Consider the following 15780-nt stretch of genomic DNA (forward strand, 5'->3'; position numbering starts at 1 on the left):
ATGAGTGAATTGCAGTCCATGCAGTCTGCTTACGTGGGTCGGTTTGCGCCATCGCCAACCGGCCCGTTGCATTTTGGTTCACTGCTCACTGCTGTTGCCAGCTATTGCGATGCCAAATCGCAAAATGGTACATGGCTGGTTCGGATTGAAGACACCGACATTCCCCGCATTTATTCTGGCAGTGAAACACATATTTTACAGTGCCTAGATGCCTTTGCCTTTGAACCTGATTCTGACATTATTTTTCAAAAAGACCGCCTAGATCTATATCAAGACGTACTCAATCAACTCCAGCAACAAGACCTTGTCTATGCCTGCCAGTGTACCCGTAAAATGCTCGGTTCCAATGCCATTTATGCAGGGACTTGCCGCAAGCTCAAATTACCATTTGAACATCAGGCTATTCGGGTCAAAGTCAGTGATCAGCTCATCTGTTTTGATGACCGCCTACAAGATCGACATTGCTCCAATCTTGCCCATGAGCTCGGTGATTTTGTCTTGAAACGCCGTGATGGCATTATTAACTATCAACTGGCTGTCGTAGTCGATGACTATTTACAAGGCATGACCCATGTGGTGCGTGGCGCAGACCTGCTGGATAATACTGAACGGCAAATCTGGCTCGGGCAATTACTCGGCTATCCGCACCTCAGCTATATGCATTTGCCTCTTGCCATGAATGCTCAGGGGCAAAAACTCTCCAAGCAAAATCTGGCACAGGCACTTGACCCGACACAAGCACCACAGCTCTTACAACAAGCGATTGCTGCCTTACATCAGTTACCTGTTGAACTCGATCACCCTGCACGCATGCTTACACAGGCAGTTGCGCAGTGGGATGTTTCACGAATTCCGCGAACCACGCAACTTACCCAGATTTATCAATAAAAAACCACGCGATTGCGTGGTTTTATTTTTAGAAGTTGGAGACTTCCTGATTGGGGTTGGTCTGCCTGGTCGATGCATCAATTTTCAATACAAAAGCAATCATCACCGCACACATCATCAGCGATGTCCCGCCGTAACTAATAAACGGCAAGGTCAAACCTTTGGTTGGCAGCATGCCCATGTTCATGCCTGCATTCACCAGAATCTGCATCAGGAAAATCATGCTAATACCGTAAGCTAGATAACCTGCGCGCAAGTAGTTATTTTTTAAGGCGCGTTGTCCAATCCGCACACAACATGCCAGCATCACGAACTCAAGCCCTAACACCGTGGTAATACCAATAAAACCAAACTCTTCACCCAAGATCGCCAGCATGAAGTCGGTATGTGCTTCAGGTAAATACGACATTTTTTGCATACTGTGCCCGAGTCCGACACCAAACCATTCACCACGCCCAAAGGCCATCAAGGCATTCGACAACTGATAACCTGAACCCAGTGGATCTGCCCACGGGTTACTGAAAGACACCAGACGTTCATAACGATACGGTTCAAATACGATCAGGAACACCAAGGCGATCAGAATCGCGCCAATATAAAACAGGAACTGGATGATCGGTGCACCTGCCAAAAAGAACACCCCAAACATCATCATCACAATAACAACGGTTGCCCCAAGGTCAGGTTCAGCCAAAATCAAGCCAACCGTAATCGACATGATCCCACCTAAACGCACCAAGCCCATCCAGCTATTACGGACTTCATGGGCACGACGCACCACATAATCTGCGGTAAAGATTGCCATCATCAATTTGGCAACTTCCGTTGGCTGCAAGGTAAAACCTGCAATACGAATCCAGCGCGTTGAACCATTGACCTCGGTTCCCACACCAAGTGCGACGACTAACAGACCAATCGTAACTAACCAGAACAAAAAGGTATTTTTAAACCAGTAATCCAGCGGAAATTTGGACGTAACAAATGCTGCAATGGCAGCAATCACAATCGAAATGGCATGTCGTTCCAAGAAATAAAATGGATCATGTTGCTTGGCATCGGCATAAGGCATAGATGCCGATCCCACCATCACTGTCCCGATCACCAGTAAACTCACCACACAGAAAATCAAAATATTACGTGCGGTGATTTCGCTCGGAAATTTCGGGGCAATGCTGGTATAGAGACTTTGCAGTTTGCTCATACCTTGAGTAATTACAGCCATACGTGCTCCCTGATTCTTGCTTATGCAGACAAGGCTTGTACACAAGCCACAAACTGATGTCCTCGGTCAGCGTAACCTTTGAACATGTCAAAGCTTGCACAGGCAGGCGACAATAACACCACATCATGTGCTTGGGTGTGCTGTTGGCATAACGCGACTGCCTGCTGCAAACTATCGGCATGTAGTAACTTGGTTGTACCTGCGATTGCCTGCTCAATGAGTGGAGCATCCTCACCAATCAACACGGCAACTTTGACATATTTTTGTAGCGAATCACGCAAGGCTTTGAAATCTTGTCCTTTGCCCTGACCACCCAAAATCACAGCCACTTTGCCATGCTGAGCTTCGATTGCCGCACCCAAGCCATCAATCGCCGCTAAAGTCGCACCAATGTTTGTTCCTTTAGAATCATTGTAATAACGTACGTCTTGTACCGTTGCCACGTATTCACAGCGATGTTCCAAACCTTTAAACCGCTTTAAAGTTTCCAGCATAGAATCTATTGGTAAACCGATCGCTTCACCGAGTGCCAAACATGCCAAGGCATTGGCAACATTGTGCGTGCCCTGAATATACATGTCGGAACTTTTCAGCAAACGCTCACGTCCACGTGCGAGCCAGATTGTGCCATCCAGATCTTTTAAAATACCGTACTGCTGAATGTCTGGGGCATTTAAACCGAAACTCTGCATCGGAGTGGTGTCTGGAACTAAAGGGCGGGTTAAATTATCATCGCGGTTAAACACCACTTTTTTCACGCCTTGGAAAATGCGGTGCTTGGCCTGATGGTACCCCCACATATCGCCATGACGGTCAAGATGGTCTTCACTCATGTTCAGCACCACTGCAACTTCGGCATTGAGATGCGACGTGGTTTCAAGTTGAAAACTAGATAATTCCAAAACCAGTAATTCAGGATCATCTTTGAGCAAGTCCAGTGCTGGGCGACCCAAGTTCCCGCCTACAGCCACTTTTTTACCTGCATCTTTTGCCATTAAGCCGACCAAAGTGGTGACGGTGCTTTTGGCATTGGAACCTGTAATTGCGACAATCGGTGCATCGGTTGCACGGCGCAACAATTGCACATCACCCACAACAGAAATGCCTTGGGCAATGGCTTGCTGAATTTCAGGTAATTGTGGCGCAAGTCCTGGGCTTAAAATAATTTCTTCGGCTTGCAAGAGCAAATCAACATCCAGTTTACCAAAACTGGTCTGCACATGACTTGGAATCTGATCATGTCCAGGCGGTGTCGCACGCGAATCGGTCACCGCAACCTGATAACCCTGTTCCACCAAAAAATTGACAGCTGAAACACCAGAAATACCAAGCCCTGCAACGACTTTCAATCCACCGCGTTGTATTAACATATTTGCCCCATCGCATTTATTTTTAAACTTGGCAAATGTTAGCACTTTGCTTTTTGGAAAGCTTTTCCTGATCGTGGCTTATCGCATTTTTTTTGTATATTCACGTAAAAAAACCGCCAGTATTTGGCGGTTTTACAGATCGGTTCAATGCTGTTATTTCCACTTCACCGCTTGGACTGTAACTTTATTTTTGCTCTGCGCAGCACTGTCAGCACTACAACCGCAGCCTCCCGAACAGCCTGCCGACATCGTCGGACGTAGCCATTTTGCTAAAGTCATCCAGCCGCGCTGCTCACAACCACGTGCCAGAGCAGAAAACACAGTATATGCCGATTGAGGGAAAATCTTTTTAAAGGTATAGATGGCACTCCAAAGTACCAATACCACAATAATCAGATAACTCACCATACTCACCTCCGCTTGCAATTAGCCCAGATAATGGGACGCAATTTGATAGGTTAAAAATGCTGCAAAATAAGCCAATGCAAATAGATAGCCTGTCATCCACGCCACCATTTTCCATGAACCTGTTTCACGGCGTACCGTTGCCAATGTTGATAAACAATGTGGTGCGTAGATGTACCACACCAAAAGCGATAACCCTGTTGCCAGACTCCAGCCGCTACCTGGTGCACTAATTAAATGACTTAAACCCTGTGCCATCGCATCATCGTTGGCAGCAGATAATGCATACACTGTTCCTAGAGATGCCACCATCACTTCACGGGCTGCCATCCCTGGAATGAGGGCAATACAGATTTGCCAGTTAAAGCCAACTGGTGCAAAAAATGGTTGCATGAAATGCCCAATATACCCTGCAAAGCTGTAATTAATTGGCGATAAAGCAGCATGTTCTGGTGCTTGTGGAAAACTACACAAAAACCAAAGCAAAATAGATAAAGCGAAGATAATCCCACCAACACGCTTCAAGAAGATTTTGGCGCGATCCAGTAACCCAATCCCGATACTTTTCATATTCGGAAAACGATAACTTGGCAGTTCCATGAGTAAAGCGTACTGGGATTTATCTTTCTGGAAAAACTTCAGGACAAATGCCACGATTAACGCGCTGATAATGCCTGCCATATACAACGCAAATAGCACCAGACCCTGCAAATTGAAAATGCCCCACACCATTTTGCTGGGAATAAAAGCAGAGATCAGCAAGGCATACACGGGCAAGCGTGCCGAACAGGTCATGAGTGGTGCAACAAAAATTGTGGTTAAACGGTCACGCGGGTCCTGAATGGTTCGGGTCGCCATAATCCCAGGCACGGCACAAGCAAAGCTCGACAATAACGGAATAAATGCACGCCCACTTAAGCCCGCTTTATACATGAGTTTGTCCAGCAAAAATGCGGCACGAGGCAAATAACCCGTTTCTTCCAGAAGTAAAATAAAAAAGAATAAAATCAGAATCTGTGGCAAGAACACCACAACGCCGCCCGCACCAGCAATCACACCATCAACCACCAAACTGTGTAGAAGTGGCTGCGTCACTAATGTGCCCATCTCGGTGCCCAACCAAGAGAATGCTTTGGTAATGGCTTCCTGAAAAGGCGCTGCCCAAGTAAAGACCGCCTGAAACACTACAAACATCAGCAGGGCTAGAACGACAAAACCCAATACAGGATGTAAAAAAATGCTGTCTAAAAATTCGGTACGTTTATCTTCATGATCTGAAAAGACCACGACATCTGCCAGAATCTGTGCAACTTTTTGATGCTGATCCCCCACTACACCGTTCATTTCTGTCTGTGGCAAGGCAAATTTTTTCTGACTCAAAGCATCAATTAGATTCATAACCCCTGACGAGGTTTTGGCAACAGTTTCAACAACAGGAATACCAAGGCGTTCAGACAATTTCTGTGAGTTAATCTGAATACCACGGCGACGTGCTTCATCCATCATGTTCAAAACCAGCAGCACAGGTCGTCCAAGCTCAATCACTTCTAAAACCAAACCCAAATGCAACCGCAAGTTAGTGGCATCTACCACACACAAAAATGCATCCTGCTGGCTTTCATCTTTGATTTTGCCAAGACAGACATCACGAGTCACGGCTTCATCAGGGCTAGTCGCCTCGAGACTATAAGTTCCAGGCAAATCCAGTACCCGCACCTGATTGCCAGAAGGTAACTGAAAAAAGCCGATTTTACGTTCAACCGTGACGCCAGCATAGTTGCCAACTTTTTGACGGGTTCCCGTCAGTTGGTTAAAAACCGAGGTTTTACCACAGTTTGGATTGCCGACTAGAGCAACACGCAAAGTTTCGCTCATGTTACAGCTCCCTGTGCGGAAATTTCAATTTTCTGAGCTTCTGCTTTTCGCAAGGCAAAACGAGTAAAGCCGATCTGAATCAGCAGTGGATCACCACCAAAGACCCCTTTGGCAACAACTTTCACAGGTGTCCCTGGAATAAAGCCCAAGGTTTCCAATCGACTTGCTATTAAATCCGCCTTGCCATCATCAACAGTTTGACGGTTGACTTTGGTAATGACAGCGGCTTGTTTTACCTTTAAATCTGATAACCGCACAGCGTTCTACTCACAGACATTTAATTTATTATAAACATAAATGAGAATAATTTACATACACTACTTGCATCTGGCTTAGCTTTACAATTCGACTTTTACAGAAATTTATTCTAGAGTGAAATAGCACTTTTTATACTGATTCATATCTGATAGATGATCAACAAGAAACCCCGTATTCCAACCGCGATTAATATTCCAAAAAATTTAGAATTTTTATTGGGTTACAGAGACTATCTGGTTGCTCAAACCGTCAGCCCACACACCCGAAATGCTTATTTGTCTGACCTGATCCAGTGTAGCCAGTATCAAGAAAAACCGTTATTAGACTGGTCAAGTGAAGATATTACCGATGTATTGATTGCGTTAACGCAACAAGGTAAAAGTCCGCGTTCAATTGCCCGTCTTTTGTCTGCGCTACGTTCTTTTTTCAAGTTTTTACGAGAACAGCAACTACGCACCGACAATCCGCTGAGTACCCATAAGACCCCAAAACTTGGGCGTGCCCTGCCTCAAGATTTATCTGAAAGCCAAGTTGATGCCCTGATTCAAGCACCCAATACCGAAACTGCGCTCGGTTTACGGGATCGAACCATGTTAGAAGTACTCTATGCTTGTGGCTTGCGGGTTTCAGAGCTCATCACGCTGCGCCTAGAATTACTCAATCTTAAACAAGGCTATGTACGAATTGTCGGGAAAGGCAATAAAGAGCGTCTAGTTCCATTGGGACAAATTGCTTGTGAATGGCTGGAACGCTATCTCAGTGAATCACGTTCACAACTGCTAAAATCAAGCAGCGACTATGTGTTTTTAACCCAGCAAGGTGGCATTATGAGTCGGCAGAATTTTTGGTATATGATCAAACGCTATGCCCTACAGGCGGGCATCGACTTTGAAATTTCACCGCACACTTTACGGCACGCCTTTGCTACACATTTACTCAATCATGGTGCCGACCTGCGCGTAGTACAAATGCTCTTGGGGCATAGTGACCTATCCACCACGCAAATTTATACCCATGTCGCACAAATCCGCATGCAGCAACTACATCAGCAATACCACCCTCGCGCATAACCTTTGACTGTGTTATCGAAGAATTACACAGAATAATGAAAATTCACGAAGCACCACACATTTTTTGTTATGCTAACGGTGTTTTCTTTTTATTGACCAGTCAAAGGGTTATTTATGTCCTTGCACCGTTCCAAAATTTTCCTAGCATGTACACTTGCCGTTGCGGGTATGCTCAGTGCGTGCTCTAAAGATAAAAATACTGAACAAAAAACTGACTCTCTGACTGCAACGGCGCCTGCAACAGGACAAGCTTCACCAATTTTAGAACGTAATGCCAAACAGCGCTTAATCAATACCCTGCAAGAAAGTTTAAAGAAAGCCAACATCAACGTTAAAATTATTGATATTAAAACCACTGAAATTCCCAATATTTACTGGGTCAACCTAGAAGGCATGCCATCGGTTTATGCCACGGCTGACGGTAAATACTTGATTCAGGGTGATGTACTGCGTTTAGGCGACACGAAACTGAAAAATGTCAGCCAAGCCTTACAAGCCACCGAAAACAAAAAACTGTTTGCTGCACTCAATCCAAAAGATTTAATCGTTTACCCTGCTCAAGGTGTGACAAAACACATTGTCTATGTGTTTACAGATGCCAACTGTCCATACTGCCATAAACTGCACGAACATATCCCTGAGCTCAATGCCAAAGGCATTGAAGTCCGCTATATTGCCTGGCCACGTGGCGAGCAGTTCTTCCCGACTATGGAAGCCATTTGGTGTAATAATGACCGCAAAGCAGCCTTTAATGCGGTGGTACAAGGTCAGCAAATTCCTGCCGTGCAGTGTAACAGCCCTGTAAAAGCCCAATATCAACTCGGCATTAAAATTGGCGTCAACGGTACACCTGCAATTTACTCACAAGATGGTTTATACCTTGGCGGCTACCTCAGCCCTGAAGAATTAGAGCAAAGTTTGGAAAAATAATCTGAAATAAGGTGAAGATATTGTGATCTTCACCCTAGAGTCTGTGCATTTTTTTAGCTATGATCAACCTCAATCGCAATAAATACTTGGAGTGTGACGTGAAACCAGTTCGCCTGGCTATATTAGGTCTTGGTACCGTAGGTGGTGGTGCCCTTAAATTATTACAAGAAAACGCCGCTGAAATTAAACGTCGCACAGGTCGAGAAATTCAAATTACCTACGTTGGTACCCGCCGTCCTCGCCCAGACCTCAATTTAGAAGGGATTAAACAAAGCGCTGACTTGCTCGAAATCGTTCGCCAACCCGATGTCGATGTTGTGGTTGAAGTCATGGGCGGTATTCACCCTGCTTATGAAATTATTTATGAAGCGATTAAACATGGCAAGCATGTTGTTACTGCCAACAAAGCCCTTATGGCTGAACATGGCAATGAACTGTTTAAAGCTGCTGAAGATCACAAAGTTCAGATTGCTTATGAAGCTGCTGTTGCGGGTGGAATTCCAATTATTAAAGTCATCCGTGAAGGTCTGGCAGCCAATAAAATTGATTGGTTAGCAGGTATCATCAACGGTACAGGTAACTTCATTCTGACTGAAATGCGTGACAAAGGTCGTGCTTTTGCCGATGTATTAAAAGAAGCTCAAGAGCTTGGCTATGCAGAAGCCGATCCAACTTTTGACGTTGAAGGCATTGATGCTGCACACAAACTCACCATTTTAGCCTCTTGTGCATTTGGTATTCCTTTACAGTTCAATAAAGTCTATACCGAAGGCATCAGCAAAATTACTGCGCAAGATGTGAAATATGCTGAAGAACTTGGCTTTCGCATCAAGCACTTGGGGATCGCCCGTCGCACTGACAAAGGCATTGAACTGCGTGTTCACCCAACCCTGATTCCTGCTGAAGAACTGCTGGCCAATGTCAATGGCGTGAAAAATGCCGTTCTGGTTCAAGCCAATGCAGTTGGTCCAACTTTATATTATGGTGCGGGCGCAGGTGCAGGTCCGACTGCTTCAGCCGTGGTTGCCGATATCGTAGATATCGTACGTGACATTTCCTATACTGAAGATGGGGCAGGAACCATTCCTCAATTGGCCTTTGAAGCATTGGCCGATACGCCTATCTTGAGCCGCGAAGAAATGACTACGGGTTATTATATTCGCCTCAATGCTGAAGACCAAACTGGTGTGCTTGCTGATGTGACAACCATTCTCAGCCGTGCAGGGATTAGTATTGATGCCATCATGCAACAATCCCGTTTAAAAGATCTTATTCCTATTGTGATTCTGACCGATCCGATCGTGGAATCCAAAATGGATGAAGCGCTTGCTCAAATTCAAGCGCTTCCTGCCATTCATGGCGAAATTGTGCGAATTCGTTTAGAATCGCTGGATAACTAATCAGGTCGAGGGGAACTCTCCCCTCTACGTGCTTCTTCTTTCATTGGAACATCATCATGTCGAATGCCAATCGTTATACTGGTCTTGTAGATCGTTATCGTGATCGTTTACCTGTATCTGCAACTACACGTGCAATTTCTTTAGGTGAAGGTAACACCCCTCTCATTAAACTGGAGAATATTCCACGTATTATTGGCAAAGATGTTGAAATCTATGTGAAATATGAAGGTCTTAATCCAACAGGTTCATTTAAAGACCGTGGGATGACCATGGCAGTAACCAAAGCGGTTGAAGCAGGTTCAAAAGCGATTATCTGTGCATCAACAGGTAACACTTCTGCTGCTGCTGCTGCTTATGCAGCACGTGCAGGCATTAAAGCTTTCGTTTTAATTCCAGAAGGCAAAATTGCCATGGGTAAAATGGCGCAAGCGATGATGTACGGTGCGGTCACCATGCAAATCCGTGGTAACTTCGACGATGGTATGCGCCTTGTAAAAGAAGTTGCAGACCAAGCACCTGTAACGATTGTAAACTCAATCAACCCTTACCGTTTACAAGGTCAAAAAACCATTGCTTACGAAATCGTCGAAGCGTTGGGTCGTGCACCAGATTACCACTGCTTGCCTGTCGGTAATGCAGGTAACATCACTGCACACTGGATGGGTTATACCGAAGCGGTTGCCAATCAGCCTGCTGACCAGTTTGAGCAAGTGATTTATGATGCTGAAACTGATCAATTCACAGGGCCAAAACCTGAAGGCTTACCAACAATGGTCGGTTATCAGGCGGCGGGTGCTGCACCTTTCCTTCGTGGTGCGCCTGTTGCTAATCCTGAAACTGTTGCAACAGCAATCCGTATTGGTAATCCACAAAGCTGGAACCATGCTAAAGCTGTAGTACGTGACTCTAAAGGCTGGTTCGATGAACTACAAGATGCTGAAATCCTAGAAGCACAGCGCTTGCTTTCGATGTATGAAGGCGTCTTTGTTGAGCCTGCTTCAGCAGCGTCTATTGGTGGTGCTATCCGTGACATTAAAGCGGGTAAAATTGCTGAGGGTTCTGTGATCGTATGTACCGTGACAGGTAATGGTTTGAAAGACCCAGACACAGCAATCAAGCAATGTGCTGATGCTGTTATGTTGTCAATTGATGCCACAATGAGCCAAGTGAAAGATTCTATTCTTTCTAACATGTAAGTATTTCGCTTAAGTATAAAAAAACCAGTTGTTTGCAACTGGTTTTTTATTTGCATCTTCTAGCGTGCATTATCGAATACAAACCTAAAGGTATTTAGTTTTTACACATTTTCCAGTTCAACCAAGCATCTGTAAAATGCCAACAAACCCTATTTGTTAGAGATAAAAAAAGCCTTTCATCTTAGAAAAGCTTTTTTTGAAAAGTCATTCATTCTAAAGATTTAGATTTGTTTTGGTAATTGATTCACCCAACTCAACAAATTCGTTGCATCACTATTGCGTGACTGTGTTGTTGGTTCACCCAATAAGACTACAACGGTTGGGCGCGAATTGACAGTTGCATGCATAACAACACAACGTCCTGCTTCATTAATATAGCCTGTTTTAGACAGATTAATATTCCAACCACCATTACGTACCAAAGCATTGGTGTTATTTGATTTCAATACGCGATAACCTAAATCGAAATCATAATGTGGTGTTGATGAAAACTGACGAATTACGCCATAACGTGAAGCTTCAGCCACTAAAATTCCCAGATCACGTGCCGATGATACATTACGAGCATCTAAACCCGTTGATTCATAATAATGGGTTGAGCTCATACCAAGCTGACGTGCTTTGGTATTCATTGCTGAAACAAAAGCAGGTTTTCCTCCTGGATAAGTACGTGCCAACGCTGCCGCTGCAGGGTTTTCTGACTTCATTAAAGCCACCAACAAAACTTCTGCACGGTTCATCTTGTCACCAGGCTTTAAAGTAGAGCTGGCGTGTTTGGGACCTTCAAAATCACTTTGCTGTAAGGTAATCTGCTCAGACATATTTAAATGCGCATCGGCAGTGACTACAGCTGTCATCAATTTGGTAATCGATGCGATCGGGCGTGACGCATTACTATTTTTACTATACAGTACTTCACCAGTATGAGCATCCATAACCAGTGCCGAACCTGCTGCTACAGCTGGGCTGCTAGTTGCAAAGCGAGTATCCGTCACATGCGGTGCACGGAATGTAGTGGTAGTGACACCTCTGCGTACAGAAGTTTCAGCATTATTTCGGTCTTGGCTCAGGAGCTGTTTTGCTTCATCGGTTGACCAGTTTAGTTTTGCTTGGGAAGCCGCCCCCGAGCCACTGTTCACGATGAGTTCAGCAAAACTATTGGCACTCAACCCTATTAGCATCGACATGCTTACAGCACGTACTAAAGATTTTTTTAAACTTTTCATCATATTACACTCAACTCAGGGGTGGTAAGATACATTTGTGTATGACCACAAAAATGCCTTACATTTACACAATAGACTCGCTCTTTTAAAGTTCAGTAATTGTGCATAACTTTTAGGTTATATTTTAAGATAGCATTGCTAATTTTGTCGTTTCATTGCAAGCTTAATTTGCTTTATGTAACAAAAAAATCATTTAGATTGGGAGGTGTTGCTCGTGATTTCGGTTTTAGTTGTGGATGATCATGAATTAGTACGCACAGGGATTTGTCGTATGTTGGCAGACCATGCGGATGTTGAAGTCATCGGTCAAGCCGAATCAGGAGAAGAAGCCTTGACTCTCGCACGCCAGTATCGCCCGAATGTGGTGTTACTCGATGTCAATATGCCTGGTATCGGTGGTGTAGAAACAACACGGCGTTTATTGCAGATTACACCTGAAACTAAAGTTATCGCTGTGAGCGGCTTGGCCGAAGAACCTTATCCGTCTTTGTTGCTCAAGGCAGGTGCGAAGGGTTATATCACCAAAGGTGCGCCCATTCAGGAAATGCTCCGTGCCATCAACAAGGTCATGCAAGGTGGTAAATACTTTAGTGCTGACATTGCTGAACAGTTGGCAAGCTCGTATTTATCTGAAACGCAGAAATCTCCTTTTGACCAACTCTCCGAGCGTGAAATGCAAGTCGCCATGATGGTGGTCAACTGCCATAGCGCACAAGCCATTGCAGATAAGTTATTTGTGAGCGTAAAAACCGTCAATACCTACCGCTACCGTATTTTTGAGAAACTGGAAATTGACAGTGACGTGAAGCTGACCCATTTGGCAATTCGTTATGGTTTAATCAAACCTTAATCAGGTTCTGTATATGCATACCGCACTTCTGAGCTCCAATCCCAGTACATTATATCGTCTCGGGGTGTGGTACGGTGTTTATCGACTGATTATCTCCTTTAGCCTGATTATCATTTTTTTCTTAACTTTTCAACAATTTAAAAGCGACTATCAACATCTCGGGGTGTATCTTTTCACCCTGTTGGCTTATTCATTTTTAGGCACTTTACAGTTACTTGCTCTTAAGCTTTTTCCGATTGCACTGCCTAGACAGCTGCTCTTGATCAGCCTGATCGATGTGGGATGTTTCTCTAGCCTGACTTTTGCAATGGGTGGCCCGACCCTACATATCGGCTTACTGTTTGTTATTACCATTTTCGTTACTAATCTACTCATTAGCCGGAGTCAGGCGTTCAGTATTACGCTACTTTCAGTGATCTCTGTACTCTACCTGCAACTTTTTGGTAGCTGGTTCATGACCTCCGACCTGAGTAAAATCGGGAATAGTACGTTACTTGCCTTCTTATTTTTTGTGGTCTATTTGACTGGGCAATTTGCAGTACAACGCTTTCAGTTACTCGAAAATATCAGCATTTCCCAGTCATTAGAATTATTACAATTACAAAATATTAATCGCTATATCCTCGAACAAATTGATATGGGGTATCTGGCCATTGATGAAAAAATGCAAGTGGTGCTGAGTAACCCTGCGGCTTATACGCTGCTTGGTATTCCAGCACTGATGGTTTTTCGCTCTGCTCCTTTACAAGAAATTCAGCCTGATTTGTATCAGTATTTACAGCTAAATTCGGCTAAACAAGGTGAGCGCTTTATTTTTGAAACAATGCAATCCCGCTATAGCAGCATTCATATTCGGGTACAAAAGCTGGAACTGCCACAGCAGACCCTAACCCTGTTTGTCATGCAGGACGCACAGAAAATCAACCAGCAAGTCCAGCAACTTAAACTGGCTGCGCTTGGACAACTTTCCGCGAGTATTGCCCACGAAATTCGTAATCCGCTTGCCAGTATTGTACAAGCCAATAACCTGTTGACTGATGCTGATAGCGAGCAACACTCAATGCTGATCAATATGATCCAGAAACAGGCTCAACGTATTGATCATATTATTCAGTCAACCCTGAATATGGCGCATAATCAGGCGACATTGCCGATTGATATTCAGCTCAAACAATTTTTACCGCAACTGGTGCTTGAAGATCTATATGAAGTTCATCATAAAATTATTGTTGAAGTTCGAGATGCTGTACTCATTTCATTTGATGAAGCACAGCTTCGCCAAGTGCTAATCAACCTGATTCGCAACGCATTACGTCACACTGCGCCAGAAAAACCTCAGATCTATGTGTATGCCTATCAACAAGATGGCTATGCTTTTATTGATGTGGTTGATTTTGGAGAAGGAATTACTGCAGATAAGGTACATAGCCTATTCCATCCATTTTTTACTACACAAATTGATGGAACAGGTTTAGGGTTATATCTTTCACGTAGTTTTTGTGAAGCAAATCAGGCAAAATTAAGTTATGTCAAATTACAAGACGGTACTTGTTTCCGCATTGAATGTCCTGCCATTCAAATACAATAAATAAGTCATTGGAGCATTATGACAACCCAGCAACCCCGCGTGCTTCTGGTCGATGATGAAAAAGATTTATGCATGCTCATGCAGATGAGTCTAAAGCGTATCGGGATTCAAGCCGAAGTAGCCTATAACATTACACAAGCCAAACAACAGCTAAAGGCTCAACGTTTTGATGCCTGCTTAACCGATTTAAACCTTCCAGATGGTGATGGTATCCAACTGGTACGACATGTCACTGAATATTATCCCAATACACCGATTGCGGTGATTACGGCGTATGGCAATATGGAAATTGCAATTGCAGCACTCAAAGCAGGCGCTTTTGACTTCGTGAGCAAACCTGTCCGCTCTGAAGATTTACAACAACTCTTAGAAAAAGCAATTATTCCAAATGAAGACAATAGTCACTTAACAGCCTCCTCTGCTATTGAAGAGCGTATGTTAATTGGCAGCTCTGAAGTGATTCAACAGCTCAAACATACCATTCGCAAAATCTCAAAAACTCAGGCGCCTGTATTTATTACAGGTGAATCAGGCACAGGGAAAGAAGTCGTAGCTAACCTGATTCATTCTCTGAGCAACCGCAAGAATGGCCCCTTTGTCCCGATTAACTGCGGTGCAATTCCTGTTGAGCTGATGGAAAGTGAACTGTTTGGACATAAAAAAGGCAGCTTTACCAATGCAACCCAAGACAAGCAGGGACTGATTCAGGCTGCACATGGTGGCAGTCTATTTCTCGATGAGATTGCCGAGTTACCCATGAACATGCAGGTCAAACTGTTACGCGCTGTTCAGGAAAAGAAGATTCGCCCCATTGGTAGCGATGTCGAAATTGCTGTAGATTTTCGCATTATCAGTGCAACCCACCAAAATTTGGAAGCGCTGATTCAACAAGGAAAGTTCCGCCAAGACTTATTTTTCCGCTTACATGTGATGGACATTCGTCTGCCACCTTTGCGGGAGCGCGGACAAGATATTTTAGAACTTGCCCATTATTTTATTCAGAAAATCTGTCAAGAATGGCAAATTCCAAATAAACAGCTTACGCTTACAGCTCAACAATTTTTACTTGAACAGACATTTTCAGGTAATGTCCGTGAGCTACGCAATATTATTGAACGGGCATTAACACTCAGCGATTCCACTGTGATTGATATTCAACATATCCGATATCATTCTGAGTCGAGGTTAAGCTCACAAACGAGCAACCCAGCACCAGTCAAAGTTCCTGAACCCGAAGTAAAACCTATTGCTCTTCAGAGTGAAATCCTTACTCCGCGTCAGCGTTTCAAATTACCTGAAGAGGGCTTAGAAGCCTATTTGGAAAATATTGAAAAAAATATTTTACTGAATGCTTTAGAAATGACTCACTGGAACCGCACGATGGCAGCCAAAAAGCTACAAATGTCATTTCGTTCATTACGCTATCGCCTGAAAAAATTTGGGCTAGATATCGAAGGCGATGAAGACAGCTAAATGCTGTCTTTATTTTTATTATCGTGGTC

General features: G+C 44.0%; 14 protein-coding genes. 8 read left to right on the forward strand and 6 right to left on the reverse strand.

Going from position 1 to position 15780, the window contains the following annotated elements; genetic code table 11:
- Positions 1 to 888 (forward strand): tRNA glutamyl-Q(34) synthetase GluQRS, encoded by an 888-nt coding sequence (gene gluQRS, locus ACX1N5_RS06805; protein WP_458801282.1) that lies wholly within the window; start codon positions 1 to 3, stop codon positions 886 to 888.
- A 28-nt stretch (positions 889 to 916) separates the two neighbouring features.
- On the opposite strand, the gene ftsW is transcribed toward gluQRS, so the two are convergent.
- From ftsW to ACX1N5_RS06830, 5 genes are all read right to left on the reverse strand, one after another.
- Positions 917 to 2089, reverse strand: coding sequence for a putative lipid II flippase FtsW (ftsW, locus tag ACX1N5_RS06810; protein WP_458801331.1), 1173 nt, complete (start codon positions 2087 to 2089; stop codon positions 917 to 919).
- A 41-nt stretch (positions 2090 to 2130) separates the two neighbouring features.
- The gene (gene murD, locus ACX1N5_RS06815) at positions 2131 to 3480 is read right to left on the reverse strand and encodes a UDP-N-acetylmuramoyl-L-alanine--D-glutamate ligase (protein WP_458801280.1); all 1350 of its coding nucleotides are present in this window, start codon (positions 3478 to 3480) and stop codon (positions 2131 to 2133) included.
- A gap of 153 nt (positions 3481 to 3633) precedes the next feature.
- Positions 3634 to 3888, reverse strand: coding sequence for a DUF6587 family protein (locus ACX1N5_RS06820; RefSeq protein WP_458801279.1), 255 nt, complete (start codon positions 3886 to 3888; stop codon positions 3634 to 3636).
- Positions 3889 to 3906: 18 nt separating this feature from the next.
- Positions 3907 to 5760, reverse strand: coding sequence for a ferrous iron transporter B (feoB, locus tag ACX1N5_RS06825; RefSeq protein WP_131382006.1), 1854 nt, complete (start codon positions 5758 to 5760; stop codon positions 3907 to 3909).
- Positions 5757 to 6017 carry a FeoA family protein gene (locus tag ACX1N5_RS06830; protein WP_004749922.1) on the reverse strand — a complete coding sequence of 87 codons (261 nt, stop codon included), beginning with the start codon at positions 6015 to 6017 and terminating at the stop codon, positions 5757 to 5759. Before ACX1N5_RS06830 ends, feoB begins: the two co-directional genes overlap by 4 nt.
- A gap of 153 nt (positions 6018 to 6170) precedes the next feature.
- On the opposite strand from ACX1N5_RS06830, the gene xerD reads away from it, so the two are divergent.
- The 4 genes from xerD (at position 6171) to thrC (ending at position 10614) form a co-directional block, all read left to right on the forward strand.
- Positions 6171 to 7088 (forward strand): site-specific tyrosine recombinase XerD, encoded by a 918-nt coding sequence (gene xerD, locus ACX1N5_RS06835; RefSeq protein ID WP_458801277.1) that lies wholly within the window; start codon positions 6171 to 6173, stop codon positions 7086 to 7088.
- Between the two features lie 114 nt (positions 7089 to 7202).
- Positions 7203 to 8018, forward strand: coding sequence for a DsbC family protein (locus ACX1N5_RS06840; protein ID WP_458801275.1), 816 nt, complete (start codon positions 7203 to 7205; stop codon positions 8016 to 8018).
- Positions 8019 to 8116: 98 nt separating this feature from the next.
- Positions 8117 to 9418: a homoserine dehydrogenase gene (locus ACX1N5_RS06845; protein WP_004749925.1), complete on the forward strand. Its 1302-nt coding sequence runs from the start codon at positions 8117 to 8119 to the stop codon at positions 9416 to 9418.
- A gap of 56 nt (positions 9419 to 9474) precedes the next feature.
- Positions 9475 to 10614 carry a threonine synthase gene (gene thrC, locus ACX1N5_RS06850; protein WP_131382009.1) on the forward strand — a complete coding sequence of 380 codons (1140 nt, stop codon included), beginning with the start codon at positions 9475 to 9477 and terminating at the stop codon, positions 10612 to 10614.
- Positions 10615 to 10835: 221 nt separating this feature from the next.
- Here the strand turns inward: thrC and ACX1N5_RS06855 are convergent, their stop codons facing one another.
- Positions 10836 to 11840, reverse strand: coding sequence for a D-alanyl-D-alanine carboxypeptidase family protein (locus tag ACX1N5_RS06855; RefSeq protein ID WP_458801329.1), 1005 nt, complete (start codon positions 11838 to 11840; stop codon positions 10836 to 10838).
- Positions 11841 to 12054: 214 nt separating this feature from the next.
- On the opposite strand from ACX1N5_RS06855, the gene gacA reads away from it, so the two are divergent.
- From gacA to ACX1N5_RS06870, 3 genes are read left to right on the forward strand one after another with little or no spacing between them, the layout of a single operon-like run.
- Complete coding sequence (gene gacA / locus ACX1N5_RS06860; protein ID WP_004749929.1) at positions 12055 to 12690, forward strand: response regulator transcription factor GacA; 636 nt, start codon at positions 12055 to 12057, stop codon at positions 12688 to 12690.
- A 13-nt stretch (positions 12691 to 12703) separates the two neighbouring features.
- Positions 12704 to 14278, forward strand: a complete 1575-nt coding sequence (locus tag ACX1N5_RS06865; RefSeq protein WP_458801272.1) for a sensor histidine kinase — start codon at positions 12704 to 12706, stop codon at positions 14276 to 14278.
- An 18-nt stretch (positions 14279 to 14296) separates the two neighbouring features.
- On the forward strand, positions 14297 to 15751 hold the full coding sequence (locus ACX1N5_RS06870; RefSeq protein ID WP_458801270.1) for a sigma-54-dependent transcriptional regulator: 1455 nt from the start codon (positions 14297 to 14299) through the stop codon (positions 15749 to 15751).
- Positions 15752 to 15780: the final 29 nt, after the last annotated feature.

The organism is Acinetobacter sp. ANC 4636 (assembly GCF_054454555.1).